The following is a 24,690-nucleotide window of genomic DNA, read 5'->3' on the forward strand; positions in this document are numbered from 1 at the left end:
AGAGGCATGAAAGGTATCATTCTGGCGGGCGGGTCCGGCACCCGTTTGCACCCCATTACGCGCGGCGTGTCAAAACAGCTGCTGCCGGTTTACGACAAGCCGATGATCTATTACCCGCTGTCCGTGCTGATGCTGGCGGGGATACGTGAGATTTTGATCATCACCACGCCGGAAGATAAAGGGTATTTTCAGCGGCTGCTGGGGAATGGCTCAGAGTTTGGCATTGATTTGCAGTATGCCGAACAGCCCAGCCCGGATGGCCTGGCTCAGGCGTTTATCATTGGTGAAACGTTCCTTAACGGCGAACCCTCCTGTCTGGTGCTTGGCGACAACATCTTCTTTGGTCAGGGCTTCAGTCCTAAGCTGCGACAGGTGGTGGCGCGGAGCGAAGGCGCGACGGTCTTTGGCTATCAGGTTATGGATCCTGAGCGGTTTGGCGTCGTTGAGTTCGATGACAACTTTCGCGCTATCTCATTAGAAGAAAAACCGAAGCAGCCCAAATCTAACTGGGCGGTGACGGGGCTCTATTTCTATGACAGTCAGGTCGTTGAGTACGCAAAGCGCGTAAAGCCTTCCGGGCGCGGCGAGCTGGAGATCACCTCGATTAACCAGATGTATCTTGAAGCCGGAAAGCTGACCGTTGAGTTACTGGGACGCGGTTTCGCCTGGCTGGATACCGGGACTCACGACAGCCTGATTGAAGCGAGCACCTTTGTGCAGACGGTAGAGAAACGCCAGGGCTTTAAAATCGCCTGTCTGGAAGAGATTGCCTGGCGCAACGGCTGGCTGGACGATGACGACGTCAAACGCGCCGCCAGCCAGCTGGCGAAAACCGGCTACGGCCAGTATCTGCTGGAGTTGCTCCGTGCGCGTCCACGCCAGTATTGAGCCGCTTGAGTGGGAAAACGCCTTTTTTGGCGTTAACAGCGCCATTGTGCGCATCGACCCGGCGGCAGCGCCCCTGACGGCAGAACGGTTGCAGGCCTGGTCACGGGTGCAGGCGAAAATCCCGGCAGCCGAAACCGCCTGGCTGGATGCCTTGCAGCAGCTTGGCTTTTCGCTGGTTGAGGGCGAAGTGGATCTGGCGCTGCCGGTGACGCCAACCGGCGAACAGGCTGGCGCGGAAATTGCACAACCTGCGGATATTCCGGCGCTGCGTCAGCTGGCTGCCGTTGCCTTTGCGCAGAGTCGCTTCCGCGCGCCTTGGTACGCGCCGGACGCCAGCGCGCGTTTTTATGCTCAGTGGATTGAGAACGCGGTGCGCGGCACGTTCGATCACCAGTGTCTGCTTCTGCGTGCGGCAAACGGCGATATTCGCGGCTATGTCTCGCTGCGTGAACTGAATGACCGTGAGGCGCGCATCGGCTTACTGGCCGGGCGCGGCGCGGGCGCTGAACTGATGCAGGCGGCGCTGGGTTGGGCACAGGCGCGCGGCAAAACAACATTGCGGGTGGCGACCCAGATGGGCAACACCGCCGCGCTTAAACGTTACATACAAAGCGGTGCCAATGTGGCAGGCACCGCGTACTGGTTATACAGGTGACAATATGATTCCATTTAATGCGCCGCCGGTGGTGGGAACCGAACTCGACTATATGCAGTCCGCGATGGGCAGCGGCAAACTGTGCGGCGATGGCGGCTTTACCCGTCGCTGCCAGCAGTGGCTGGAGCAGCGCTTCGGCAGTGCGAAAGTGCTGCTGACGCCCTCCTGCACCGCCTCTCTGGAGATGGCGGCGCTGCTGCTGGATATTCAGCCGGGCGATGAAGTGATCATGCCGAGCTACACCTTTGTTTCCACCGCTAACGCCTTCGTGCTGCGCGGCGCGAAAATCATCTTTGTGGATATCCGCCCGGATACCATGAACATTGACGAAACGCGCATTGAAGCGGCGATTACTGACAAAACCCGGGTGATTGTGCCGGTTCATTACGCGGGCGTGGCCTGTGAAATGGATACCATCATGGCGCTGGCGGAAAAGTATAACCTGTACGTGGTGGAAGACGCCGCGCAGGGTGTGATGTCGACCTATAAAGGCCGTGCGCTGGGGACGATTGGCCACATCGGCTGTTTTAGCTTCCACGAGACGAAAAACTACACGGCGGGCGGCGAAGGCGGCGCAACGCTGATTAACGATAGTAAATTGATCGAACGCGCGGAGATCATCCGCGAAAAAGGGACTAACCGCAGCCAGTTTTTCCGTGGGCAGGTGGATAAATACACCTGGTGTGATATCGGCTCCAGCTATCTGATGTCCGATCTACAGGCTGCCTATCTGTGGGCGCAGCTGGAAGCCGCTGACCGCATTAACCAACAGCGTCTGGCGCTGTGGCAAACTTACTTTGACGCCCTGCAACCGCTGGCGCGCGCCGGGCGTATTGAACTACCGTCCGTTCCGGACGACTGCAAACAGAACGGCCATATGTTCTATATCAAGCTGCGTGATATTGATGACCGGAGCGCGCTGATCAACTTTCTCAAAGAGGCGGAAATTATGGCGGTGTTCCACTATATCCCGCTGCATGATTGCCCGGCAGGGGATAAGTTTGGCGCGTTCCACGGCGAAGATCGCCACACCACCAAAGAGAGCGAGCGCCTGCTGCGCCTGCCGCTGTTCTATAACCTGTCAGCGGTTAACCAGCGCACGGTCATTACCACCTTGCTGAACTATTTCGCCTGATATGTCGCTTGCGAAAGCGTCCCTGTGGACGGCGGCCAGCACGCTGGTCAAAATTGGCGCGGGTTTACTGGTGGTTAAACTGCTGGCGGTGTCATTCGGTCCGGCGGGCGTCGGGCAGGCGGGAAACTTCCGCCAGATGGTGACCGTGCTCGGCGTGCTGGCGGGGGCCGGGATTTTTAACGGCGTCACTAAATACGTCGCGCAGACCCACGATAACCCGCAACAGCTGCGCAACGTCGTCGGCACCGCTTCAGCGATGGTGCTGGGATTCTCCACGCTGCTGGCGCTGGCGTTCCTGCTGGCGGCAGCGCCGATTAGCCAGGGCTTATTCGGCCACACGCAGTATCAGGGGCTGGTGCGCCTGGTGGCGCTGGTGCAGATGGGCATCGCATGGGCGAACCTGCTGCTGGCGCTGATGAAGGGCTTTCGCGACGCCGCCGGAAACGCGCTGTCGTTAATTATCGGCAGTCTGGTGGGCGTCGTCGCCTACTACGGCTGTTACCGGGTGGGCGGTTATGAAGGCGCGCTGCTCGGCCTGGCGCTGGTGCCTGCGCTGGTGGTCATTCCCGCAGCGGCGATGCTGATGAAGCGGGGGACGATCCCGCTGGGCTATCTGAAACCCTCCTGGGATAATGGACTGGCGGGCCAGCTCAGCAAATTTACCCTGATGGCGCTGATCACCTCCGTGACGCTGCCGGTGGCCTACGTGATGATGCGAAACCTGCTGGCGGCGCACTACAGCTGGGATGAAGTGGGCATCTGGCAGGGGGTAAGCAGTATCTCCGATGCTTACCTGCAATTTATTACCGCCTCGTTCAGCGTCTGGCTGCTGCCGACGTTGTCGCGCCTGACGGAGAAAGGCGATATCACGCGGGAGGTGGTGAAATCGCTGAAGTTTGTGCTGCCCGCGGTGGCGGCGGCGAGTTTTACCGTCTGGCTGCTGCGCGATGTCGCCATCTGGCTGCTTTTCTCTGATAAATTTACCGCCATGCGCGATCTGTTTGCCTGGCAGTTAGTGGGTGATGTGCTGAAAGTCGGCGCCTATGTGTTCGGTTATCTGGTGATCGCGAAAGCGTCGCTGCGGTTTTACATACTGGCTGAGGTCAGCCAGTTCATTTTACTGACGGCATTTGCGCACGGGTTGATCCCCGCGCACGGCGCGCTGGGCGCGGCGCAGGCGTACATGGCAACCTATGTCGTCTATTTTTCACTGTGTTGTGGCGTATTTTTACTCTGGCGTAGGCGGGCATGACTGTACTGATTCACGTACTGGGATCGGATATCCCTCACCATAATCAAACCGTGCTGCGGTTTTTTAACGACGCGCTGGCGCAGACCAGCGAGCATGCCCGCGTATTTATGGTGGCCGGAGAAGACGCCGGGCTGAGCGCAAGCTGTCCGGCGCTCGCCATCTCGTTCTACAAAGGTAAAAAATCGCTGGCTGAGGCGGTTATCGCCAAAGCCAAAGCGAACCGCCAGCAGCGCTTCTTCTTTCACGGCCAGTTCAATACCGCGCTGTGGCTGGCGTTGCTCAGCGGCGGCATTAAGCCCGCTCAGTTTTACTGGCATATCTGGGGAGCGGATCTGTATGAAGTCTCCAGCGGCCTGAAATTCAAACTGTTCTACCCGATTCGCCGACTGGCGCAGAACCGCGTGGGCTGCGTGTTCGCCACCCGTGGCGATCTAAGCTACTTTGCCGGACAGCATCCGCGCGTGCCTGGGGAGCTACTCTATTTCCCGACGCGCATGGACCCGGCGCTGAATAATATGGTGAACGATCGCCAGCGCAGCGGAAAAATGACCATCCTGGTGGGGAACTCCGGCGATCGCAGCAACGAACATGTTGCCGCGCTGGAAGCGGTACATCAGCAGTTTGGCGATACGGTGAATGTGATTGTGCCAATGGGCTATCCGGCAAATAACGCGGCCTATATCGCCGAGGTGAAACAGGTCGGTCTGGCGCTGTTCAGCGGCGAAAATCTGCAAATACTTGAAGAAAAGCTGGAATTTGACGCCTATCTGGCGCTGCTTCGCCAGTGCGATCTCGGCTACTTTATTTTTGCCCGTCAGCAGGGGATTGGTACGCTGTGTCTGCTGATCCAGGCCGGAGTGCCGTGCGTGCTGAACCGCGAGAACCCGTTCTGGCAGGATATGGTGGAGCAGCAGCTACCGGTGCTGTTTACCAGCGATGCGCTGAACGAACAGGTGGTGCGTGAAGCCCAGCGCCAGCTGGCGTCGGTAGACAAGAGCGCGATTACCTTCTTCAGCCCGAACTACCAGCAACCCTGGCTTCGCGCCATCAGAATTGCCGCAGGGGAGGCCGTATGAGCCTGATGCAGTTCAGCGGTCTGTTTGCCGTCTGGCTACTCGCGACGCTGTTTATCGCCACCTTAACGTGGTTCGAGTTTCGCCGTGTGCGCTTTAACTTCAACGTCTTTTTCTCACTGCTGTTTTTGCTGACCTTCTTTTTTGGTTTTCCGCTGACCAGCGTGCTGGTGTTCCGCTTTGACGTCGGCGTCGCGCCGCCGGAAATTTTGCTACAGGCGCTGCTCTCCGCCGCCTGTTTCTACGCGGTCTATTACGTCACTTATAAGACCCGCTTACGCAAACGGGTAAGCGATGCCCCACGCAAACCGCTGTTTACCATGAACCGCGTGGAGACCCAACTGACCTGGGTGGTGCTGATGGGCATCGCGCTGGTCAGCGTCGGTATCTTCTTCATGCACAATGGTTTTCTGCTGTTTCGCCTGCACTCTTACAGCCAGATTTTCTCCAGCGAAGTCTCCGGCGTGGCGTTAAAGCGCTTCTTCTACTTTTTTATTCCGGCGATGCTGGTGGTCTATTTTCTGCGTCAGGACAGCAAAGCCTGGCTGTTTTTCCTCGTCAGCACCGTGGCGTTTGGTCTGCTGACCTATATGATTGTCGGCGGCACGCGCGCCAATATCATCATCGCCTTCGCTATTTTCCTGTTTATCGGCATTATCCGCGGCTGGATCTCGCTGTGGATGCTGGCGGCTGCGGGCGTGCTGGGCATTGTCGGCATGTTCTGGCTGGCGCTAAAACGCTACGGGCTGAACGTCAGTGGCGATGAGGCGTTCTATACCTTCCTCTATCTGACCCGCGATACCTTTTCACCGTGGGAAAATCTGGCGCTACTGCTGCAAAATTACGACAAGATCGCGTTTCAGGGGCTGGCGCCGATCGTTCGCGACTTTTATGTGTTTATCCCTTCCTGGCTGTGGCCGGGGCGTCCGACGATGGTGCTGAACGCGGCGAACTACTTTACCTGGGAAGTGCTGAACAACCACTCCGGGCTGGCGATTTCGCCGACGCTGATCGGATCGCTGGTGGTGATGGGCGGTGCGCCGTTTATTCCGCTGGGCGCGCTCGTGGTGGGACTGATCATCAAATGGTTCGACTGGCTGTATGAGCTGGGAAACCGGGAAACTAACCGCTACAAGGCGGCGATTTTGCATAGTTTCTGCTTCGGCGCGATATTCAATATGATCGTGCTGGCCCGGGAAGGGCTGGACTCGTTTGTATCGCGCGTGGTTTTTTTCCTTGTGGTTTTTGGCGCCTGTCTGCTGATGGCAAAACTGCTGTTCTGGCTGTTTGCCAGCGCCGGGCTGATCCATAAACGCATAAAAACACTGCCAGGCAAACAGGTTGAAGGATAGTGATGACTGATAATACAACGGCGCCGATGTATGCGCTGCGCGGGCTACAGCTGATTGGCTGGCGTGACATGCGGCACGCGCTGGATTACCTCTATGCCGACGGCCAGCTCAGACAGGGTACGCTGGTGGCAATTAACGCGGAAAAGGTGCTGACGGCGGAAGATAATCCGCAGGTCAGAGCGCTGATTGAGGCGGCAGAATTCAAATACGCCGACGGCATCAGCGTCGTGCGTTCAGTACGGAAAAAGTTTCCCCGGGCGCAGGTGTCGCGAGTGGCGGGGGCCGATCTCTGGGAAGCGCTGATGGCGCGGGCAGGGCAGCAGGGAACGCCGGTGTTTCTTGTCGGCGGTAAACCCGACGTGCTGGCGCAAACCGAAGCGAAACTGCGCGCGCAGTGGAACGTCAATATTGTCGGCAGCCAGGATGGTTATTTCAAAGCGGAACAGCAGCAGGCGCTGTTTGCGCGTATTCAGGCCAGCGGTGCGCAGTTTGTCACCGTGGCGATGGGATCGCCGAAACAGGAAATCTTTATGCGCGACTGCCGTCAGGTGCATCCGCAGGCGCTGTATATGGGCGTGGGCGGGACCTACGATGTGTTTACCGGTCATGTGAAGCGCGCGCCGAAGATGTGGCAAAACTTGGGGCTGGAGTGGCTTTATCGCCTGCTTTCGCAGCCGAGCCGCATCACGCGTCAGCTTCGTTTACTGCGCTATCTGCGCTGGCACTATACCGGCGATCTCTGACTCTCTCTTATCAACGGACAGCGTATTGAGCTAAATACGCCGTCCGTCACGCTATGAATCGTTTGTTTATTACCCAAAACATGCATTTTTTTAATGCTTCATTTGCCATTTCAGCAAATTTGCGAAACCATGCGCCCCCATCGATGTACCCATAACAATAACCGGCAAAGCCGGACAGTAAGCAAACACGACAAGAGGACGTATGGCAGAGAATAAACCTGAGCTACAGCGTGGGCTGGAGGCTCGTCACATCGAATTGATTGCCCTTGGGGGCACCATTGGCGTCGGGCTGTTTATGGGCGCGGCCAGTACCCTGAAGTGGGCGGGGCCGTCGGTCTTACTGGCGTACATCATCGCCGGCCTGTTCGTCTTTTTCATTATGCGCTCTATGGGCGAGATGCTGTTTCTGGAGCCGGTCACCGGATCGTTCGCCGTTTACGCGCACCGCTACATGAGCCCGTTTTTTGGCTATCTTACCGCCTGGTCGTACTGGTTTATGTGGATGGCGGTCGGGATCTCGGAAATTACCGCCATTGGCGTTTACGTTCAGTTCTGGTTTCCGGAGATGGCGCAGTGGATACCGGCGCTTATCGCCGTCGGGCTGGTGGCGCTGGCGAACCTGGCTGCCGTGCGTCTGTATGGCGAAATCGAATTCTGGTTTGCGATGATTAAAGTCACCACCATTATCGTGATGATTGTCATCGGGCTGGGGGTAATTTTCTTCGGCTTTGGCAACGGCGGTCAGGCGATCGGCTTTGGCAATCTGACCGAACACGGCGGCTTTTTCGCCGGCGGCTGGAAAGGCTTTCTCACCGCGTTATGTATTGTGGTCGCCTCCTATCAGGGGGTGGAGCTGATCGGCATCACCGCCGGTGAGGCGAAAAATCCGCAGGTCACTCTGCGTAGCGCGGTCGGCAAAGTGCTGTGGCGCATCCTGATTTTCTACGTCGGGGCGATTTTCGTTATCGTCACTATTTTCCCGTGGAATGAAATTGGCAGCAGCGGCAGCCCGTTCGTGCTGACCTTTGCCAAAATCGGCATTACCGCCGCCGCGGGGATTATCAACTTTGTGGTGCTGACGGCGGCGCTGTCCGGCTGCAACAGCGGGATGTACAGCTGCGGGCGAATGCTCTACGCGCTGGCGAAGAACCGCCAACTGCCGACGGCAATGGCGAAGGTGTCGCGTCACGGCGTTCCGGTGGCGGGGGTGGCGCTGTCGATCCTGATTCTGCTAATCGGCTCCTGCCTGAACTACATCATTCCCAATCCGCAGCGCGTCTTTGTCTATGTCTACAGCGCCAGCGTGCTGCCGGGTATGGTGCCGTGGTTTGTGATTCTGATTAGCCAGCTGCGTTTTCGTCGCACGCACAAAGAGACGATCGCCAGCCATCCGTTCCGCTCTGTGCTGTTTCCGTGGGCGAACTGGCTGACGATGGCCTTCCTGATCTGCGTGCTGATCGGCATGTACATAAATGAAGATACCCGACTGTCGCTGTTTGTCGGTATCCTCTTTTTGCTTGGCGTGACGCTTATTTACAAGGTTTTTGGCCTCAACCGTCACGGTATCACCCGCGGAACGGGGGAATAAGCGACAAAACGCGCAAAGCGTAACCAAACGCGCATTTTATTTAAAAAGGCACTGGACAGCGGGGAGTGAAGTCCGTATTATCCACCCCCGCAACGGCGCTAAGCGCCCGTAGCTCAGCTGGATAGAGCGCTGCCCTCCGGAGGCAGAGGTCTCAGGTTCGAATCCTGTCGGGCGCACCATTCACCCGGTGCTGGAGCTGCGGTGGTTTGATACCGCGTAATACAGATTTGCAGTGGTGGCTATAGCTCAGTTGGTAGAGCCCTGGATTGTGATTCCAGTTGTCGTGGGTTCGAATCCCATTAGCCACCCCATTATTAAAAGTTGTGAAATGCGAAGGTGGCGGAATTGGTAGACGCGCTAGCTTCAGGTGTTAGTGTCCTTACGGACGTGGGGGTTCAAGTCCCCCCCCTCGCACCACGACTTAATGAATTGAACTAAAAATTCAAAAAAGCAGTACATCGGCGAGTAGCGCAGCTTGGTAGCGCAACTGGTTTGGGACCAGTGGGTCGGAGGTTCGAATCCTCTCTCGCCGACCAATTTTGAACCCCGCTTCGGCGGGGTTTTTTGTTTTCTGCGACTCTCCCGCGCAGTCGCCCGCAGGCGACAAACTCCCCCCTCTGCTGTCGCCATCTGGTGACGGATAACTTACTGAAACTAAGTCAGTTTCCTTTCCTCGCTGATAGCTGTCTCCGACTGGCGACAACCTGCGTTTAGCCTGTGAGGGATAAAACAAAATCCTTCGCCCTGAACCGCGCCAGCGCTGGCGCGGTAAAAAGTCTGAATCCTTATTTTTGGCAGTGCATCTCTGGCACGCTATGTGCAATAATAGACCTGTAGATGCTCATTCCATCTCTTATGCTCGCCATAGTGCCTCATAAACTCAGGAATGATGCAGAGCCGTTTACGGTGCTTATCGTCCACTGACAGATGTCGCTTCGGCCTCATCAGACACCATGGACATAACGTTGAGTGAAGCACCCATTTATGTTGTCATACAGACCTGTTTTGACGCCTGCCCCTTACCGGGCAGGCGTTTTTTTATGCATTTTTAGGGTATTGCAGGCCCGGTTAGCGTCGTCGCTACCGGGCAGAGGGGATTACTGCGGGGGATTATTCTGCAACGTCAGCATCAGACCGTCACGGCGCATGGTGGCCGCTTCTTCCGGCTGGTGCAGGCGATCCAGCGCGTCGGCAAGCCAGGCGTAGTCATAGGCGTCCGGGCGCTGCTTCAGCGCGGCGCGGAAGGCGATGGTCGCTTCCTGCCACTCTCCGTGTTTCATCAGCGACTGGCCGAGGGTGCTCCACAGCAGCGGTCGATCGCCGACGGACTTAATCTGCTGGCGCAGCACTTTTTCCAGCTGCTGCGGATTATTGGTTTTCAGACGCGGAATCGGCAGCAGCAGACGATCGTCATACTGACGTTTCAGTCCGTCGATAATAATCTGCTGCGCCATGTCGTGATCGTCGCACTCAATCAGGTGTTCAGCCATCGCTACCTGCAGGGCAACCTGATGGCGGGTTTTACGGCTCTGATTTTTCCACCATTCGCGCAAACCTTCGTTTCCGCGATCGGCCCGCGCCTGATCCATTAAACCAATCCACGCCTGCTGTTCCAGCGCGTCGCGATGCTCTTCATCACCGACGTTAGCCTTCGCCATGGACGGGATAATATCCAGCAGCGAACTCCAGGCGCCGGTGCGGATATAAGCCTGTTCCGCCAGACGCAGCACTTCCGGATGACGCGGCGTCACTTCCAGCAGCCTGTCGATGCCGTGACGCGCCGCATGGTTCTCATTACGCGCCAGCTGCAGACGAACGCGCGTAATTTCCACCGGGATGGTGTCGTTATCGGCCAGTTCCGCCGCGCGTTCCAGATGCTGATTGGCGCGCGCCTCATCGCCGCGCTGCTGCGCCGCTTCCGCCGCCAGCAGATAGTTCACCACCGGCTGCTCCGCGTGATCGGCGTTTTTCGCCATCAGTTTTTCAACCTGCTGATAGTCGCCTTCCGCCAGCTTCAGCAGCGCCTGTTCGGTCTGCTTACGCGCGCGACGGCGCTTACGGCCAACAAACCAGCCGCGGGTGTGCGCGCCGGTGCGGAAGATTCGCCGCAGCAGCCACTCAATGGCAAACAGCACCACCATCGCGAGGATCAGGATGATGACCAGTCCGGTGACGCTGGTTTCGATATTGTAGGTGTCGGTCTGGATCAGCACGTAGCCCTGATGCCCGGCAATCATCGGACCGACGACAATCCCGGCAATCAGCAGCACAAAGAGCAATAATACTTTCAGCATCATTATTCTCCTTGCGGCGCGGCTGCCGGGGCATCAGCCTGCGGTGCGGCAGGTGCAGGTGCAGGTGCAGGTGCAGGTGCAGACGGCGTCGCTGCGGGTTGCGCCAGCAGATTACGCACGCGGGTCTGCATCAGTTTTTCAAGAATGGCCTGGCTTTGCAGCATTTCCGGCACGTCCATCGTAATGTTCTGCTGGCTCAGCTTATCCACTTCTTCAAGGAACGCTTTGGTGGCGGCGTCTTCGGTATCGTAATAGGCGCGCACCCAGGTGGAGACATTATCCAGCGCCTGGCGGTACGTCTCTTCCTGATGGCGCGGCACGGCCTGCGCAGCGACTAACAGACGGGAACGAATATTTTCCCGCAGATAGATGTCCTGATTCGGCGCCAGCAGCGGCACCGCGGTGTCATCACGGTGGCGAATGGTGATAAAGCTGTCCATAAAGTTCTGCCAGCTCTTTTGCAGATTGATGCGCCATTCGCGAATCGAACTGGAAAGCTCTGGGCTGTCGGCATCCATCGGCGAACCGTCGCTGTCGTTATCCGCCAGGCGCAGATTGTCGATCTGGTTCGACAGCTGATTCACTTTAAGGATAATGCCGTCATAGTCGACCTGGGCGACAGCGGAGAGGCTGGCGATATCGTCGGTAATTGCCCGGCGCGCGGTAATCAGGCTCGGATCGTTCATGTCCGCCAGGCTGGCGTCGGCGCTTTTCAGCAATGCCGCCGCGGTGGTGACGTCTTGATCGCTCCACAGCTTACGCCCGGCCAGCTTGACCAGGAAGTCGGCCTGCGCCAGCAGCCAGGTTTTCGCGTCGCTGCCGGAAATGGTCGCCACTTTCTGCTGTACTTCGTCCAGCTGTTTCGCCAGTTCAGCCCGCTGGCGGTTAGCCTGCTCAAGCTGGTCGGCCTGCTGTTTGATAATGCCTTCCAGCTCGCTTTTCTGGCTTTCCTGCGCTTTTTGCAGTGCGGTCAGTTGGTTAACCAGCGCATCGTTTGCCGCGGTTTGCGTGGTTGCCTGTTGCTTCCCCCAGCCATAAAGTCCAACACCCGCCGCCAATGCAATGGCGATGGCCACTGCGCTCAGAACCAGCGCGGCGCTGTTTTTACTCTTTTTTTCAGCAGTAACTGGCTGTGGCGTGGTATCCACGGCCTCCCTGGTTTCTTCAACCACGGCGGAGGATTTTTCTTGTTCCGTCATTATGGCTTCCCATTATGAGAGTTATTGTAATGCGCGCAGTAGCGCATCGTTGTCGGCGTTATCGGCGACCTGAATATCTTGCCAGCCCAGTTCCCGGGCGAGGTGCGCCAGACGCTCGCTGACGACAAGAAGCCGACAGCGGAGTAACCAGTTTTCGCGATACCACTGCGGGATCAGCGCGGCGAGCTGTTGCAGCATTTCGCCGCTGGTGACAACCACCGTCGTCACCCCGCGCGCCTGCCAGCGCATCGCCTCTTCCGCGCCATCATAATGCTTCGCGCTGCGCTGATAGCATTCACAGAAAGCGACGTCGGCACCGCGCGCCGTCAGGGTTTCCCCCAGCAGTTCCCGACCGCCGTTACCGCGTAAAATCAGCGCGCGTTTACCCGCAATATTTTGTAATTCAGGTAATTGTAGCAAGACTTCGCTGATTTCCCGATCCTGAGGATAGCGAATATCGTGGCCGCTAACGGTATGCAGCGCCAGCGCGGTAGTGCGGCCAATGGCGAAATAGCGCGGAGCGGCGGGCCATTTTCCGCCTTGTCGTTCCAGCTGAGCATGGGCAAACGAGACGGCATGCTGCGACAGCGCAAACAGCAGATCGTTATCGGTAAGCGCCGCCAGCGCATCGCCCAGCAGCGGCAGATCGCGGCCCGGCGTAAATTCAATGAGCGGAAAACTCCAGGCCTCCAGCCCCAGTGTGCGCAGACGGCTCACTAATGCTTCCCCTGCGGGAGACGGGCGGGTGACCAGGATGCTCATGCGGGGGACTCTCCGTTATAGACCTCGGTCAGAATTGCGCGGGCGCCGTTGTCCAGTAGCTCTTCGGCGAGCGAGATGCCCATCTGTTCCGCCTGCTCCGGTGAACCGCGACGTTCGCCGCGCACCATCAGCGAACCGTCCGGCGCGCCAACCAGCGCGCGTAGCCAGAGTTCACCGTCGATCATTTCCGCGTAGCTGCCAATCGGCACCTGACAACCGCCTTCCAGACGGGTGTTCATCGCCCGCTCGGCTTTCACCCGCAGGGCGGTGATTTCATCATTCAGCGGCGCCAGCAGCGCCTGAGTGCGCCTGTCGTCGAGGCGGCATTCAATGCCGACCGCGCCCTGGCCTACGGCAGGCAGCGAAACTTCCGGCGGCAGCGCGGCGCGAATGCGCGATTCCAGCCCCAGGCGTTTTAAGCCGGCGACGGCGAGGATAATCGCATCATACTCGCCATTATCCAGCTTGCTCAGGCGCGTGCCGACGTTGCCGCGCAGCGAGCGGATAATGAGATCCGGACGACGCTCGGCCAGCTGGCACTGGCGGCGTAAGCTGGAGGTGCCGACGATGCTGCCCGCAGGCAACGCATCAAGCGAGGGATAGTTATTCGAGACAAAGGCGTCGCGCGGATCTTCGCGCTCGCAGATAGTGACCAGTCCCAGACCGGCCGGAAATTCTACCGGCACATCTTTCATTGAGTGCACCGCGATATCGGCGCGTTTTTCCAGCAGCGCGACTTCCAGCTCTTTGACGAACAGGCCTTTGCCGCCCACCTTCGCCAGAGGGGTATCAAGAATGACGTCGCCCCGCGTTACCATCGGCACCAGTTCCACGACCAGGCCCGGATGATTTGCCATCAGCGCGTCTTTGACATAATGTGCCTGCCAGAGCGCAAGGGGGCTTTGGCGTGTGGCAATTCTTAAAACATTGTCTAACATGCTTGTTACCGTCATTATCGTCCGTGGTTCATCCTAACATCCTTATAACCGGGATGTCAGTTTTACGGTTAAAGGTAAGTATAGGCCAGGACGCTGCGCGACTGTTGGCAGTAAACCCTGACGGTATGCCGCCCGGATGTATTCCAGAATTTACGCGCAGGGATTGATGCTACACTTGTAAGTAGTGCATCTTTCTTTACGGTCAATGAGCAAGGTGTTAAATTGATCACGTTTTAGACCATTTTTTCGTCGGTCAGCACAAAATCACCGGCGAGAAGGGTAACGGTTTTTTTGACATACGGTTTATCCCGAATGGTGAAGGTTGTTCAACGGCGTCAGCGCTGCGGCAATCAACAACATGACGGGTAGCAACATCAGGCGATACGTCTTGTACCTCTATATTGAGACTCTGAAACAGAGACTGGATGCCATAAACCAACTGCGTGTCGATCGCGCGCTTGCTGCCATGGGACCTGCCTTCCAGCAGGTATACAGTCTTCTGCCGACATTATTGCATTACCACCATCCGCTGATGCCGGGATACCTTGATGGTAACGTTCCCAGAGGCATTTGCTTCTACACGCCTGATGAAACCCAACGCCACTACCTGAATGAACTCGAGCTGCACCGCGGGCTTACGCCGCAGGACCCGCCGAAAGGCGAGCTGCCGATCACCGGCGTGTACTCGATGGGCAGTACCTCTTCGGTCGGCCAGAGCTGCTCGTCCGACCTGGATATCTGGGTGTGCCACCAGTCGTGGCTCGACAGCGAAGAACGTCAGTTGCTGCAGCGAAAATGCAGCCTGCTGGAAAGCTGGGCCGCCTCGCTGGGCGTGGAAGTGAGTTTCTTCCTGATCGACGAAAACCGTTTCCGCCATAATGAAAGCGGCAGTCTGGGTGGTGAGGACTGTGGCTCCACGCAGCACATCCTGCTGCTTGATGAATTCTACCGCACCGCGGTGCGCCTCGCCGGTAAACGTATTCTGTGGAATATGGTGCCGGGCGATGAAGAAGAGCACTATGACGACTACGTCATGTCGCTGTACGCGCAGGGCGTGCTCACGCCGAACGAGTGGCTCGATCTGGGCGGCTTAAGCTCGCTCTCCGCCGAAGAGTACTTTGGCGCCAGCCTCTGGCAGCTGTATAAAAGTATCGACTCCCCGTATAAAGCGGTGCTGAAAACGCTGCTGCTGGAAGCTTACTCCTGGGAATATCCTAATCCGCGCCTGCTGGCGAAAGACATTAAACAGCGCCTGCATGACGGCGAGATCGTGTCGTTTGGTCTCGATCCGTACTGCATGATGCTGGAGCGCGTCACCGAATACCTCACGGCGATTGAAGATCCGACGCGTCTGGATCTGGTGCGTCGATGTTTCTATCTGAAAGTGTGCGAGAAACTGAGCCGCGAGCGCGCCTGCGTGGGCTGGCGTCGTGAAGTGTTAAGCCAGCTGGTCAACGAATGGGGATGGGACGACGCCCGCCTGGCAATGCTCGATAACCGGGCGAACTGGAAGATCGATCAGGTACGCGAAGCGCACAATGAACTGCTTGACGCCATGATGCAAAGCTACCGCAACCTGATCCGCTTCGCGCGACGCAACAACCTCAGCGTCAGCGCCAGCCCGCAGGATATTGGCGTGCTCACCCGTAAGCTGTACGCCGCGTTTGAAGCTCTGCCGGGGAAAGTGACGCTGGTGAACCCGCAGATTTCCCCCGACCTCTCCGAACCGAATTTAACCTTTATCCATGTGCCGCCGGGCCGCGCCAACCGTTCTGGCTGGTATCTGTACAATCGCGCGCCGAACATGGATTCGATCATCAGCCATCAGCCGCTGGAATATAACCGCTATCTGAACAAGCTGGTGGCCTGGGCGTGGTTTAACGGTCTACTGACCTCGCGGACGCATCTGTTTATCAAGGGCAACGGCATTGTCGATTTGCCGAAGCTACAGGAGATGGTCGCTGACGTTTCGCACCACTTCCCGCTGCGCCTGCCTGCGCCAACGCCGAAAGCGCTCTACAGCCCGTGTGAAATTCGCCATCTGGCGATTATCGTCAACCTCGAATATGACCCGACGGTGGCGTTCCGCAATCAGGTGGTGCATTTCGATTTCCGTAAGCTGAACGTGTTCAGCTTCGGCGAAGAGCAAAACTGCCTGGTGGGCAGCATTGACCTGCTGTACCGCAACTCGTGGAACGAGGTGCGTACGCTGCACTTCAACGGCGAACAGGCGATGATTGAAGCGCTGAAAACCATTCTCGGCAAGATGCACCAGGACGCTGCGCCGCCGGACAGCGTGGAGGTGTTCTGCTACAGCCAGCATCTGCGCGGTCTGATTCGCACCCGCGTACAGCAGCTGGTTTCCGAATGCATCGAGCTGCGTCTCTCCAGTACGCGCCAGGAGACGGGACGCTTTAAGGCGCTGCGAGTCTCCGGCCAGACCTGGGGACTGTTCTTTGAACGTCTGAACGTGTCGGTGCAGAAACTGGAAAATGCCATTGAATTTTATGGCGCGATCTCGCACAACAAGCTGCACGGTCTTTCCGTTCAGGTGGAGACCAATCAGGTGAAACTGCCGCCGGTGGTGGATGGCTTCGCCAGCGAAGGTATTATTCAGTTCTTCTTTGAAGAGAGCGGCGATGAGAAGGGCTTTAACATTTATATTCTGGACGAGAGTAACCGTGCGGAAGTGTATCACCACTGCGAGGGCAGCAAAGAGGATCTGGTGCGTGACGTCAGCCGCTTCTATTCGTCTTCGCATGACCGTTTTACCTACGGCTCCAGCTTTATCAACTTCAACCTGCCGCAGTTCTATCAGATTGTGAAAACCGACGGGCGCGCGCAGGTGATCCCGTTCCGCACGCAGGCCCTCAACCCCCTTCCGCCTGCCAATCAGGATAACGACGCGCCGCTGCTGCAACAGTATTTTTCGTAATTATCGTGCCCGATGGCGGCTATGCCTTATCGGGCCTCTGTCCGGGCGAACGTAACCAGACTAACGGAAGCTGACCTGCTCGCCCGCCTGCTGCGTCGCCGCCTGTTCCAGCAGATCCCAGAAGGTTTCGCCGCTGCGATCGCAGACCCACTCGTCGCCTTTCAGATCAAAGTGATAGCCGCCCTGTTTGGTTGCCAGCCACACCTGATGCAGCGGCTCCTGACGGTTAATGATAATTTTGCTGCCGTTTTCGAAACTGAGGGTCAATACGCCGCCGTTGATTTCGCAGTCGATATCGCTGTCACCGTCCCGGTCGTCCAGACGTTCTTCGATGGACATCCACAGGGCGTCTGCAAGGCGATGAAATTCACTGTCGTTCATTGTCGTTTTCCATTTTTTTGTTGATGGCGGCAGTATAACGCGAAACAAAACGTGTTGCAGATTACGGGCAAACTCTTGCTTTTACATCTTCTCCTGCGATGATAGAAAGCAGAAAGCATGAACTTACAGGCAAACCATAATGAAAAACGTGTTTCAGGCACTCGCTGTACTTCTGGCTCTGTTCAGCCTGACGGGCTGCGGCTTAAAAGGTCCGCTCTATTTCCCGCCAGCCGATAAAAACGCACCGCCGCCGACGAAGCCGGTCGATCCGCAAACGCAATCAACGCTACCCGACCAGAACGATCGGGCTACGGGTAACGGGCCGACACAGGTGAACTACTGACGGTGTGTTTCTGTCCCCGCGTGAACGGAGTGAATGATGCAATTCTCTAAAATGCATGGCCTTGGCAACGATTTTATGGTCGTCGACGCGGTAACGCAGAATGTCTTTTTTTCACCAGAACTGATCCGTCGTTTGTCTGACAGGCATCTTGGGGTGGGGTTTGACCAGCTGCTGGTGGTGGAGCCGCCCTACGATCCGGAGCTGGATTTTCATTACCGTATTTTTAATGCCGATGGCAGTGAAGTCGCCCAGTGCGGTAACGGCGCGCGCTGTTTTGCCCGCTTCGTACGCCTGAAAGGGTTGACCAATAAGCGCGATATCCGCGTCAGCACGGCCAATGGCCGAATGGTGCTGAGCGTAACGGATGACGAACTGGTGCGCGTCAATATGGGGGAACCCAACTTTGAGCCGTCGCAGGTGCCTTTTCGCGCTAACAAAGCGGAAAAGACCTATATTATGCGCGCGGCTGAGCAGACCATATTGTGCGGCGTGGTTTCAATGGGCAACCCGCACTGCGTGTTACAGGTCGACAATGTCGACACCGCGGCGGTGGAGACGCTGGGACCGGTGCTGGAAAGCCATGAACGTTTTCCGGAACGGGCGAATATCGGTTTTATGCAGGTCGTGAAGCGCGAGCATATTCGTTTACGCGTTTACGAGCGCGGCACGGGAGAAACGCAGGCCTGCGGCAGCGGCGCGTGCGCGGCGGTCGCCGTTGGCATCCAGCAGGGGCTGCTGGCTGACGAAGTGCGCGTGGAATTAACGGGCGGTCGCCTTGATATCGTCTGGAAAGGGCCGGGCCATCCGTTATACATGACAGGCCCGGCGACACATGTTTACGACGGGTTTATCCATCTATGAAGCAGCCAGGAGAAGGACTACAGGAAACGCTTATGGAACTCGATGACCGGGCGGTCGTCGACTATCTGCAAAAGAATCCTGAATTCTTTATCCGCAATGCGCACGCGGTGGAATCGATGCGCGTTCCCCATCCGGTGCGCGGCACGGTATCGCTTGTTGAGTGGCATATGGCGCGCGCGCGCAACCACATCAACGTTCTTGAAGAGAACATGTCGCTGCTGATGGCGCAGGCGACCGCCAACGAAAGTCTGTTTTATCGTCTTCTGCATCTGCAGAGCCGTCTGGTTGCGGCGAGCAGTCTGGACGATATGCTGATGCGCTTCCATCGCTGGGCGCGCGATCTGGGGCTGGCGGGCGCGACGGTGCGTCTGTTTCCCGACCGCTGGCGGCTTGGCGCGCCGTCGAGTTACACCCATCTGGCGTTAAGCCGTCAGGCTTTCGAGCCGCTGCGTATTCAGCGTCTCGGGCAGGAGCGGCACTATCTGGGACCGTTAAACGGCCCGGAACTGCTGGTGGTGCTGCCGGAAGCCAAAGCTATTGGGTCGGTGGCGATGTCGATGCTGGGGCGTGACGGCGATCTGGGCGTCATTCTGTTCAGCAGCCGCGATGTGCATCATTACCAGCAGGGGCAGGGCACGCAACTGTTGCAGGAAATAGCGCTGATGATGCCGGATCTGCTGGAGCGCTGGATTGAACGCGTATGAGCGATTTTCACACCGACGTCGACCGCTTCCTGCGCTATCTCGGCGTGGAGCGGCAGCTTAGCCCCATTACCTTAAAGAATTATCAGCGCCAGCTTGACGCTATCATCGCCCTCGCCGCAGAGGCGGGACTGGAGAGCTGGCAGCAGTGTGACGCCGCGATGGTGCGCAGTTTCGCGGTGCGTAGCCGTCGTAAAGGGCTTGGTCCCGCCAGCCTGGCGTTACGTCTTTCCGCGCTGCGCAGTTTCTTTGACTGGATAGTCAGCGAAGGCAAACTGAATGCTAACCCGGCGAAAGGCGTTTCGGCGCCTAAGGCCCCGCGCCATCTGCCGAAAAATATCGACGTCGACGACGTGAACCGCCTGCTGGATATTGACCTTAACGATCCGCTCGCCGTGCGCGACCGGGCGATGCTGGAGGTGATGTACGGCGCGGGGCTGCGTTTGTCGGAACTGGTGGGGCTGGATATCAATCATCTCGATCTCGACACCGGCGAAGTATGGGTAATGGGCAAAGGCAGCAAAGAGCGCCGTCTGCCGATTGGCCGTAACGCGGTGGCGTGGATCGAACACTGGCTGGATCTGCGCGGGCTGTTTGGCTGCGAGGAAAACGCGCTGTTCCTGTCGAAACTCGGCAAGCGTATTTCCGCGCGTAATGTGCAAAAGCGCTTCGCTGAGTGGGGCATTAAGCAAGGGCTGAACAGCCATGTGCATCCCCACAAATTACGCCACTCCTTTGCGACCCACATGCTGGAGTCGAGCGGCGACCTGCGTGGCGTACAGGAGCTGTTGGGGCACGCTAACCTCTCCACCACGCAGATCTATACACACCTTGATTTTCAACACCTTGCCTCGGTGTACGATGCGGCGCATCCGCGCGCCAAACGGGGGAAATAATGCGTTTTTACCGCTCCTTAGGGCAGATCAGTGCGATCACCTTCGATCTCGATGACACCCTGTATGATAACCGTCCGGTTATCCTGCGCACCGAGCAGGAAGCGCTCGCCTTTGTGCAAAGTTATCACCCGGCGCTGCGCACGATTCAGAACGCCGATCTGCAACAGCTGCGTCAGGTGGTGCGGGAAGCGGAGCCGGAGATCTATCACGATGTCACCCGCTGGCGACACCGTGCGGTGGAGCAGGCGATGCTCAACGCGGGCCTTTCGGCGGAAGAAGCGGCGGCTGGCGCTAACGCCGCGATGATAAACTTTGCCAAATGGCGCAGTCAGGTGGACGTTCCCGCGGAAACCCACGACACGCTGAAAGCGTTAGCGAAGAAGTGGCCGCTGGTGGCGATCACTAACGGCAACGCCCGGCCGGAACTGTTTGGTCTTGGCGACTACTTTACCTTTGTGTTGCGTGCCGGTCCGGACGGGCGTTCAAAGCCGTTCAGCGACATGTACCTGCTGGCGGCGGAAAAGCTCAACCTGCCGCCCGGCGGGATCCTGCACGTCGGCGACGATTTGACCACCGACGTTGCCGGGGCGATCCGCAGCGGTTTGCAGGCCTGCTGGATCAAACCGCAAAATGCCGACCTGATGCAGACGTTTGATAGTCGATTGCTGCCGCATATGGAAATTTCGCGGTTGGCATCTCTGACCTCGCTGATATAATCGTCAACAGTTCTGTATAAATTCCCAGGCATTCTGGCGGATGGCGCTGCGCTTATCCGCCCTACGACAACGCAGGTCCGGTAAGCGAAGCGCCACCGGGCGGTTTCTGATTTCATGTTTTTACGCGGCGGTGCCAATGGACGTTTCTTACCTGCTTGACAGCCTCAATGATAAACAGCGTGAAGCGGTGGCCGCGCCACGTAGCAACATGCTGGTGCTCGCGGGGGCGGGGAGCGGTAAAACCCGCGTGCTGGTGCACCGCATTGCCTGGCTGCTGACCGTGGAGAACAACTCGCCCTATTCGATTATGGCGGTGACCTTCACCAACAAGGCGGCGGCGGAGATGCGCCACCGTATCGGCCAACTGATGGGCACCAGCCAGGGCGGGATGTGGGTCGGCACCTTCCACGGGCTGGCGCACCGGCTGCTGCGCGCGCACCATATGGACGCGAACCTGCCGCAGGATTTCCAGATCCTCGACAGCGAAGATCAGCTGCGTTTGCTCAAACGTCTGATGAAGGCGATGAACCTCGACGACAAGCAGTGGCCGCCGCGCCAGGCGATGTGGTACATCAACGGCCAGAAAGATGAAGGGCTGCGTCCGCATCATCTGCAAAGCTTCGGTAATCCGGTGGAACAGACCTGGCAGAAGGTGTATCAGGCCTATCAGGAGGCGTGCGATCGCGCCGGGCTGGTGGATTTCGCCGAGCTGCTGCTGCGCGCCCATGAGCTGTGGCTCAACAAACCGCACATTCTCCAGCACTACCGCGAGCGGTTCACCAATATCCTGGTGGACGAATTCCAGGATACCAACAACATTCAGTACGCCTGGGTGCGCCTGCTGGCGGGCGATACCGGTAAGGTGATGATCGTCGGCGATGACGATCAGTCGATCTACGGCTGGCGCGGCGCGCAGGTGGAAAACATCCAGCGCTTCCTCAACGACTTCCCCGGCGCGCAGACCATTCGTCTGGAACAGAACTACCGTTCGACCAGCAATATCCTCAGCGCGGCCAACGCCCTGATTGAGAACAACAACGGGCGTCTGGGCAAAAAACTGTGGACCGACGGCGTCGACGGCGAGCCGATTTCGCTCTACTGCGCGTTTAACGAACTGGACGAAGCGCGCTTTGTGGTTAACCGCATCAAGACCTGGCAGGACAACGGCGGGGCGCTTGAGCAGTGCGCCATCCTCTATCGCAGCAACGCTCAGTCGCGCGTACTGGAAGAGGCTTTGCTGCAGGCGAGTATGCCGTACCGGATCTATGGCGGTATGCGCTTCTTCGAACGCCAGGAGATTAAAGACGCGCTTTCTTATCTGCGCCTGATCGCCAACCGTAATGACGACGCCGCCTTTGAACGCGTGGTGAATACCCCGACCCGCGGAATTGGCGATCGGACTCTGGACGTGGTGCGCCAGACCTCGCGCGATCGTCAGCTTACGCTGTGGCAGGCCTGTCGCGAGCTGTTGCAGGAGAAAGCGCTGGCCGGACGCGCCGCCAGCGCGCTGCAACGCTTTATGGAGCTTATCGACGCGCTGGCGCAGGAAACCGCCGATATGCCGCTGCACGTACAGACCGATCGGGTCATCAGAGACTCCGGCCTGCGCACCATGTACGAGCAGGAGAAAGGCGAGAAGGGGCAGACCCGTATTGAAAACTTAGAGGAACTGGTGACGGCGACGCGCCAGTTCAGCTACAACGAAGAAGACGAAGATTTAATGCCGTTGCAGGCGTTTCTCTCGCACGCGGCGCTGGAAGCGGGCGAAGGGCAGGCGGATACCTGGCAGGATGCGGTGCAGTTAATGACCCTGCACTCGGCGAAAGGGCTGGAGTTCCCGCAGGTGTTTATCGTCGGGATGGAAGAGGGGATGTTCCCGAGCCAGATGTCGCTCGATGAAGGCGGTCGTCTGGAAGAGGAGCGCCGTCTGGCCTACGTTGGCGTCACCCGCGCGATGCAAAAACTCACCTTAACTTATGCCGAAACGCGCCGTCTGTACGGCAAAGAGGTCTATCATCGCCCGTCGCGCTTTATCGGCGAGCTGCCGGAAGAGTGTGTGGAGGAAGTTCGCCTGCGCGCCACGGTCAGCCGACCGGTGAGCCATCAGCGGATGGGCACACCCATTGCGGAAAACGATACCGGCTACAAGCTGGGCCAGCGCGTGCGTCATGCGAAGTTCGGCGAAGGCACCATCGTGAATCTGGAAGGCAGCGGCGAGCACAGCCGTTTGCAGGTCGCCTTCCAGGGGCAGGGGATCAAATGGCTGGTCGCTGCCTACGCGAAGCTGGAAACGGTTTGATTGCCTGATGGCGCTATGCTTATCAGGCCTACGTGAAGCGTAATATTTTGATTTGTAGGCCGGATAAGGCGTTTACGCCGCCATCCGGCATGGATGTCGTACGCTTATCAGGTTTACCCTTTTCCCCGGCAGACTGCCGCTTAATATTCTGAAATCATAGATAAATCCCCCTGCTCTGCTAACCTTTTTGTATAAGGGGAAATTATTACTTTTTCGCGTTCCGTTGCGTGTTGACGCCATATTGCCGCTGGCGTAACATGCGCGCACGATTACGCTATGAGGACATTCGCCTTGGACACACCCAGTAGATACTGGCTCACTATCCTGTCATCCAGGATCAACTCCTAAGGCTATCCCTTTTTGCTGATAGCCTTAGCGGTTGTCAGCGACCTGTATTCTTTCCCGTCGCGCTGAGTCAGGCTTTTATGGTCTGAAACCCAATTTGTTTCTGTGTGCCCACCGAACTGTCCGATATTTTTAAGCATTGGGAGTCCCGGTCATGCTGAGCGCATTTCAACTGGAAAACAATCGACTGAGCCGGCTGGAAGTCGAAGAATCACAAACCCTGATTGACGCCGTATGGGTCGACCTTGTCGAACCGGACGACGACGAGCGTCTGCGCGTACAATCGGAGCTGGGCCAGAGCCTGGCGACCCGCCCTGAACTGGAAGACATCGAAGCCTCCGCGCGTTTTTTTGAAGATGAGGATGGTCTGCACATCCACTCCTTTTTCTTCTTTGAAGATGCGGAGGATCACGCCGGTAACTCAACGGTGGCGTTCACCATCCGCGATGGCCGTCTGTTTACCCTGCGCGAGCGCGAGCTACCGGCGTTCCGGCTGTATCGTATGCGCGCCCGTAGCCAGGCGATGATCGACGGCAACGCTTACGAACTGCTGCTCGATCTGTTCGAAACCAAAATCGAACAGCTGGCGGATGAAATTGAAAATATTTACAGCGACCTGGAGCAGCTCAGCCGTGTGATCATGGAAGGGCATCAGGGCGATGAGTATGACGAGGCGCTCTCCACCCTGGCGGAGCTGGAAGATATCGGCTGGAAGGTGCGTCTGTGTCTGATGGATACCCAGCGCGCGCTGAATTTCCTGGTGCGCAAAGCGCGTCTGCCGGGCGGTCAGCTGGAGCAGGCGCGGGAGATCCTGCGCGATATCGAGTCTCTGCTGCCGCACAATGAATCGCTGTTCCAGAAGGTCAACTTCCTGATGCAGGCGGCGATGGGTTTTATCAACATTGAGCAGAACCGCATCATCAAGATCTTCTCGGTGGTTTCCGTGGTGTTCCTGCCGCCGACGCTGGTGGCCTCCAGCTACGGGATGAACTTTGAGTTTATGCCGGAGCTGAAGTGGAGCTTCGGTTATCCTGGCGCGATTATTTTTATGATCCTCGCCGGACTGGCGCCGTATCTGTACTTTAAGCGGAAGAACTGGCTTTGATATTCCGCCCGGTGGCGTTGCGCTTACCGGGCCTACGCTCCCTCATGCCGGATGGCGCTGCGCTTATCCGGCCTTGTATTATCCCTTCAGTGCAGGGAGAACCGGCCAGTTCTCTCTGCCATGCGGTCCGCATGCCGTATCAGGCCTCAGGCTAATAACCTGTGACGTAGATTTATGCAGCGGACCGCCGTTCTCCACAAGTGACAAACCGGACAGTATCATGGACCGG

The 24,690-nt window shown here is 57.7% G+C and carries 22 protein-coding genes and 4 tRNA genes; 21 read left to right on the plus strand and 5 right to left on the minus strand.

Going from position 1 to position 24,690, the window contains the following annotated elements:
* Nucleotides 1-6 precede the first annotated feature (6 nt).
* The 12 genes from rfbA (at nucleotide 7) to K7R23_RS06725 (ending at nucleotide 9,222) form a co-directional block, all read left to right on the plus strand.
* Nucleotides 7-888, plus strand: coding sequence for a glucose-1-phosphate thymidylyltransferase RfbA (rfbA, locus tag K7R23_RS06670; RefSeq protein WP_012907935.1), 882 nt, complete (start codon nucleotides 7-9; stop codon nucleotides 886-888).
* Nucleotides 866-1,543, plus strand: coding sequence for a dTDP-4-amino-4,6-dideoxy-D-galactose acyltransferase (rffC, locus tag K7R23_RS06675; RefSeq protein WP_012907934.1), 678 nt, complete (start codon nucleotides 866-868; stop codon nucleotides 1,541-1,543). Before rfbA ends, rffC begins: the two co-directional genes overlap by 23 nt.
* A 4-nt stretch (nucleotides 1,544-1,547) precedes the next feature.
* On the plus strand, nucleotides 1,548-2,678 hold the full coding sequence (gene rffA, locus K7R23_RS06680) for a dTDP-4-amino-4,6-dideoxygalactose transaminase (RefSeq protein WP_012907933.1): 1,131 nt from the start codon (nucleotides 1,548-1,550) through the stop codon (nucleotides 2,676-2,678).
* 1 nt (nucleotide 2,679) lies between these two features.
* A complete protein-coding gene (wzxE, locus tag K7R23_RS06685) occupies nucleotides 2,680-3,930 on the plus strand; it encodes a lipid III flippase WzxE (RefSeq protein ID WP_012907932.1) in 1,251 nt (416 codons plus the stop codon).
* A complete protein-coding gene (locus K7R23_RS06690) occupies nucleotides 3,927-5,006 on the plus strand; it encodes a TDP-N-acetylfucosamine:lipid II N-acetylfucosaminyltransferase (RefSeq protein WP_012907931.1) in 1,080 nt (359 codons plus the stop codon). The genes wzxE and K7R23_RS06690 overlap by 4 nt, the downstream gene beginning before the upstream one ends.
* Complete coding sequence (wzyE, locus tag K7R23_RS06695) at nucleotides 5,003-6,355, plus strand: ECA oligosaccharide polymerase (protein WP_012907930.1); 1,353 nt, start codon at nucleotides 5,003-5,005, stop codon at nucleotides 6,353-6,355. Before K7R23_RS06690 ends, wzyE begins: the two co-directional genes overlap by 4 nt.
* Nucleotides 6,356-6,357: 2 nt before the next feature.
* Nucleotides 6,358-7,098 (plus strand): lipopolysaccharide N-acetylmannosaminouronosyltransferase, encoded by a 741-nt coding sequence (gene wecG, locus K7R23_RS06700; protein ID WP_012907929.1) that lies wholly within the window; start codon nucleotides 6,358-6,360, stop codon nucleotides 7,096-7,098.
* A gap of 202 nt (nucleotides 7,099-7,300) precedes the next feature.
* Nucleotides 7,301-8,686: a bifunctional threonine/serine APC transporter ThrP gene (gene thrP, locus K7R23_RS06705; RefSeq protein WP_012907928.1), complete on the plus strand. Its 1,386-nt coding sequence runs from the start codon at nucleotides 7,301-7,303 to the stop codon at nucleotides 8,684-8,686.
* Nucleotides 8,687-8,788: 102 nt separating this feature from the next.
* Nucleotides 8,789-8,865: transfer RNA gene (locus tag K7R23_RS06710), tRNA-Arg, on the plus strand.
* A gap of 56 nt (nucleotides 8,866-8,921) precedes the next feature.
* Nucleotides 8,922-8,997 (plus strand) — tRNA-His (locus K7R23_RS06715).
* A 19-nt stretch (nucleotides 8,998-9,016) separates the two neighbouring features.
* A tRNA-Leu gene (locus tag K7R23_RS06720) sits at nucleotides 9,017-9,103 on the plus strand.
* A gap of 42 nt (nucleotides 9,104-9,145) precedes the next feature.
* Nucleotides 9,146-9,222 (plus strand) — tRNA-Pro (locus K7R23_RS06725).
* A 561-nt stretch (nucleotides 9,223-9,783) separates the two neighbouring features.
* Here the strand turns inward: K7R23_RS06725 and hemY are convergent.
* The 4 genes from hemY to hemC are packed head-to-tail and all read right to left on the minus strand — an operon-like array spanning nucleotide 9,784 to nucleotide 13,879.
* A complete protein-coding gene (gene hemY / locus K7R23_RS06730; protein WP_024132983.1) occupies nucleotides 9,784-10,980 on the minus strand; it encodes a protoheme IX biogenesis protein HemY in 1,197 nt (398 codons plus the stop codon).
* 2 nt (nucleotides 10,981-10,982) lie between these two features.
* Nucleotides 10,983-12,179 (minus strand): uroporphyrinogen-III C-methyltransferase, encoded by a 1,197-nt coding sequence (gene hemX / locus K7R23_RS06735; protein ID WP_012907926.1) that lies wholly within the window; start codon nucleotides 12,177-12,179, stop codon nucleotides 10,983-10,985.
* 21 nt (nucleotides 12,180-12,200) lie between these two features.
* Nucleotides 12,201-12,941 (minus strand): uroporphyrinogen-III synthase, encoded by a 741-nt coding sequence (gene hemD, locus K7R23_RS06740; RefSeq protein ID WP_012907925.1) that lies wholly within the window; start codon nucleotides 12,939-12,941, stop codon nucleotides 12,201-12,203.
* Nucleotides 12,938-13,879, minus strand: coding sequence for a hydroxymethylbilane synthase (gene hemC / locus K7R23_RS06745; protein ID WP_012907924.1), 942 nt, complete (start codon nucleotides 13,877-13,879; stop codon nucleotides 12,938-12,940). The genes hemD and hemC overlap by 4 nt, the downstream gene beginning before the upstream one ends.
* Before the next feature lie 388 nt (nucleotides 13,880-14,267).
* Here hemC and cyaA point away from each other — a divergent pair, with 388 nt between their 5' ends.
* On the plus strand, nucleotides 14,268-16,814 hold the full coding sequence (gene cyaA, locus K7R23_RS06750) for a class I adenylate cyclase (protein ID WP_012907923.1): 2,547 nt from the start codon (nucleotides 14,268-14,270) through the stop codon (nucleotides 16,812-16,814).
* 60 nt (nucleotides 16,815-16,874) lie between these two features.
* Here cyaA and cyaY read toward each other — a convergent pair whose 3' ends face one another.
* A complete protein-coding gene (gene cyaY, locus K7R23_RS06755) occupies nucleotides 16,875-17,195 on the minus strand; it encodes an iron donor protein CyaY (RefSeq protein ID WP_012907922.1) in 321 nt (106 codons plus the stop codon).
* Nucleotides 17,196-17,334: 139 nt separating this feature from the next.
* Here cyaY and lptM point away from each other — a divergent pair, with 139 nt between their 5' ends.
* From lptM to corA, 8 genes are all read left to right on the plus strand, one after another.
* Entirely contained in the window at nucleotides 17,335-17,538 is a 204-nt protein-coding gene (gene lptM, locus K7R23_RS06760) for an LPS translocon maturation chaperone LptM (RefSeq protein WP_012907921.1), read from the plus strand.
* A 36-nt stretch (nucleotides 17,539-17,574) separates the two neighbouring features.
* A complete protein-coding gene (dapF, locus tag K7R23_RS06765) occupies nucleotides 17,575-18,399 on the plus strand; it encodes a diaminopimelate epimerase (protein ID WP_012907920.1) in 825 nt (274 codons plus the stop codon).
* Nucleotides 18,396-19,103 carry a DUF484 domain-containing protein gene (locus K7R23_RS06770; RefSeq protein WP_012907919.1) on the plus strand — a complete coding sequence of 236 codons (708 nt, stop codon included), beginning with the start codon at nucleotides 18,396-18,398 and terminating at the stop codon, nucleotides 19,101-19,103. The genes dapF and K7R23_RS06770 overlap by 4 nt, the downstream gene beginning before the upstream one ends.
* Nucleotides 19,100-19,996, plus strand: a complete 897-nt coding sequence (gene xerC, locus K7R23_RS06775) for a tyrosine recombinase XerC (protein ID WP_012907918.1) — start codon at nucleotides 19,100-19,102, stop codon at nucleotides 19,994-19,996. The genes K7R23_RS06770 and xerC overlap by 4 nt, the downstream gene beginning before the upstream one ends.
* Nucleotides 19,996-20,712, plus strand: coding sequence for a 5-amino-6-(5-phospho-D-ribitylamino)uracil phosphatase YigB (gene yigB, locus K7R23_RS06780; protein WP_012907917.1), 717 nt, complete (start codon nucleotides 19,996-19,998; stop codon nucleotides 20,710-20,712). Before xerC ends, yigB begins: the two co-directional genes overlap by 1 nt.
* A 136-nt stretch (nucleotides 20,713-20,848) precedes the next feature.
* Complete coding sequence (uvrD, locus tag K7R23_RS06785) at nucleotides 20,849-23,011, plus strand: DNA helicase II (protein ID WP_012907916.1); 2,163 nt, start codon at nucleotides 20,849-20,851, stop codon at nucleotides 23,009-23,011.
* 291 nt (nucleotides 23,012-23,302) lie between these two features.
* Complete coding sequence (gene ysgD, locus K7R23_RS06790) at nucleotides 23,303-23,359, plus strand: protein YsgD (RefSeq protein ID WP_211180520.1); 57 nt, start codon at nucleotides 23,303-23,305, stop codon at nucleotides 23,357-23,359.
* A gap of 151 nt (nucleotides 23,360-23,510) precedes the next feature.
* Complete coding sequence (corA, locus tag K7R23_RS06795) at nucleotides 23,511-24,461, plus strand: magnesium/cobalt transporter CorA (RefSeq protein WP_012907915.1); 951 nt, start codon at nucleotides 23,511-23,513, stop codon at nucleotides 24,459-24,461.
* The last annotated feature ends 229 nt before the right edge of the window (nucleotides 24,462-24,690 follow it).

Origin of the sequence: Citrobacter rodentium NBRC 105723 = DSM 16636 (assembly GCF_021278985.1) — a bacterium.
In the GTDB taxonomy this organism is placed as follows: domain Bacteria; phylum Pseudomonadota; class Gammaproteobacteria; order Enterobacterales; family Enterobacteriaceae; genus Citrobacter_A; species Citrobacter_A rodentium.

Bases quoted from the DNA above. Each gene is read 5' to 3' on its own strand.
- rfbA (WP_012907935.1), top strand. From the start codon at position 7: ATGAAAGGTATCATTCTGGCGGGCGGGTCCGGCACCCGTTTGCACCCC.
- rffA (WP_012907933.1), top strand. From the start codon at position 1,548: ATGATTCCATTTAATGCGCCGCCGGTGGTGGGAACCGAACTCGACTAT.
- wzxE (WP_012907932.1), top strand. From the start codon at position 2,680: ATGTCGCTTGCGAAAGCGTCCCTGTGGACGGCGGCCAGCACGCTGGTC.
- K7R23_RS06690 (WP_012907931.1), top strand. From the start codon at position 3,927: ATGACTGTACTGATTCACGTACTGGGATCGGATATCCCTCACCATAAT.
- wzyE (WP_012907930.1), top strand. From the start codon at position 5,003: ATGAGCCTGATGCAGTTCAGCGGTCTGTTTGCCGTCTGGCTACTCGCG.
- wecG (WP_012907929.1), top strand. From the start codon at position 6,358: ATGACTGATAATACAACGGCGCCGATGTATGCGCTGCGCGGGCTACAG.
- thrP (WP_012907928.1), top strand. From the start codon at position 7,301: ATGGCAGAGAATAAACCTGAGCTACAGCGTGGGCTGGAGGCTCGTCAC.
- hemY (WP_024132983.1), bottom strand. From the start codon at position 10,980: ATGCTGAAAGTATTATTGCTCTTTGTGCTGCTGATTGCCGGGATTGTC.
- hemX (WP_012907926.1), bottom strand. From the start codon at position 12,179: ATGACGGAACAAGAAAAATCCTCCGCCGTGGTTGAAGAAACCAGGGAG.
- hemD (WP_012907925.1), bottom strand. From the start codon at position 12,941: ATGAGCATCCTGGTCACCCGCCCGTCTCCCGCAGGGGAAGCATTAGTG.
- hemC (WP_012907924.1), bottom strand. From the start codon at position 13,879: ATGTTAGACAATGTTTTAAGAATTGCCACACGCCAAAGCCCCCTTGCG.
- cyaY (WP_012907922.1), bottom strand. From the start codon at position 17,195: ATGAACGACAGTGAATTTCATCGCCTTGCAGACGCCCTGTGGATGTCC.
- lptM (WP_012907921.1), top strand. From the start codon at position 17,335: ATGAAAAACGTGTTTCAGGCACTCGCTGTACTTCTGGCTCTGTTCAGC.
- dapF (WP_012907920.1), top strand. From the start codon at position 17,575: ATGCAATTCTCTAAAATGCATGGCCTTGGCAACGATTTTATGGTCGTC.
- K7R23_RS06770 (WP_012907919.1), top strand. From the start codon at position 18,396: ATGAAGCAGCCAGGAGAAGGACTACAGGAAACGCTTATGGAACTCGAT.
- xerC (WP_012907918.1), top strand. From the start codon at position 19,100: ATGAGCGATTTTCACACCGACGTCGACCGCTTCCTGCGCTATCTCGGC.
- yigB (WP_012907917.1), top strand. From the start codon at position 19,996: ATGCGTTTTTACCGCTCCTTAGGGCAGATCAGTGCGATCACCTTCGAT.
- uvrD (WP_012907916.1), top strand. From the start codon at position 20,849: ATGGACGTTTCTTACCTGCTTGACAGCCTCAATGATAAACAGCGTGAA.
- corA (WP_012907915.1), top strand. From the start codon at position 23,511: ATGCTGAGCGCATTTCAACTGGAAAACAATCGACTGAGCCGGCTGGAA.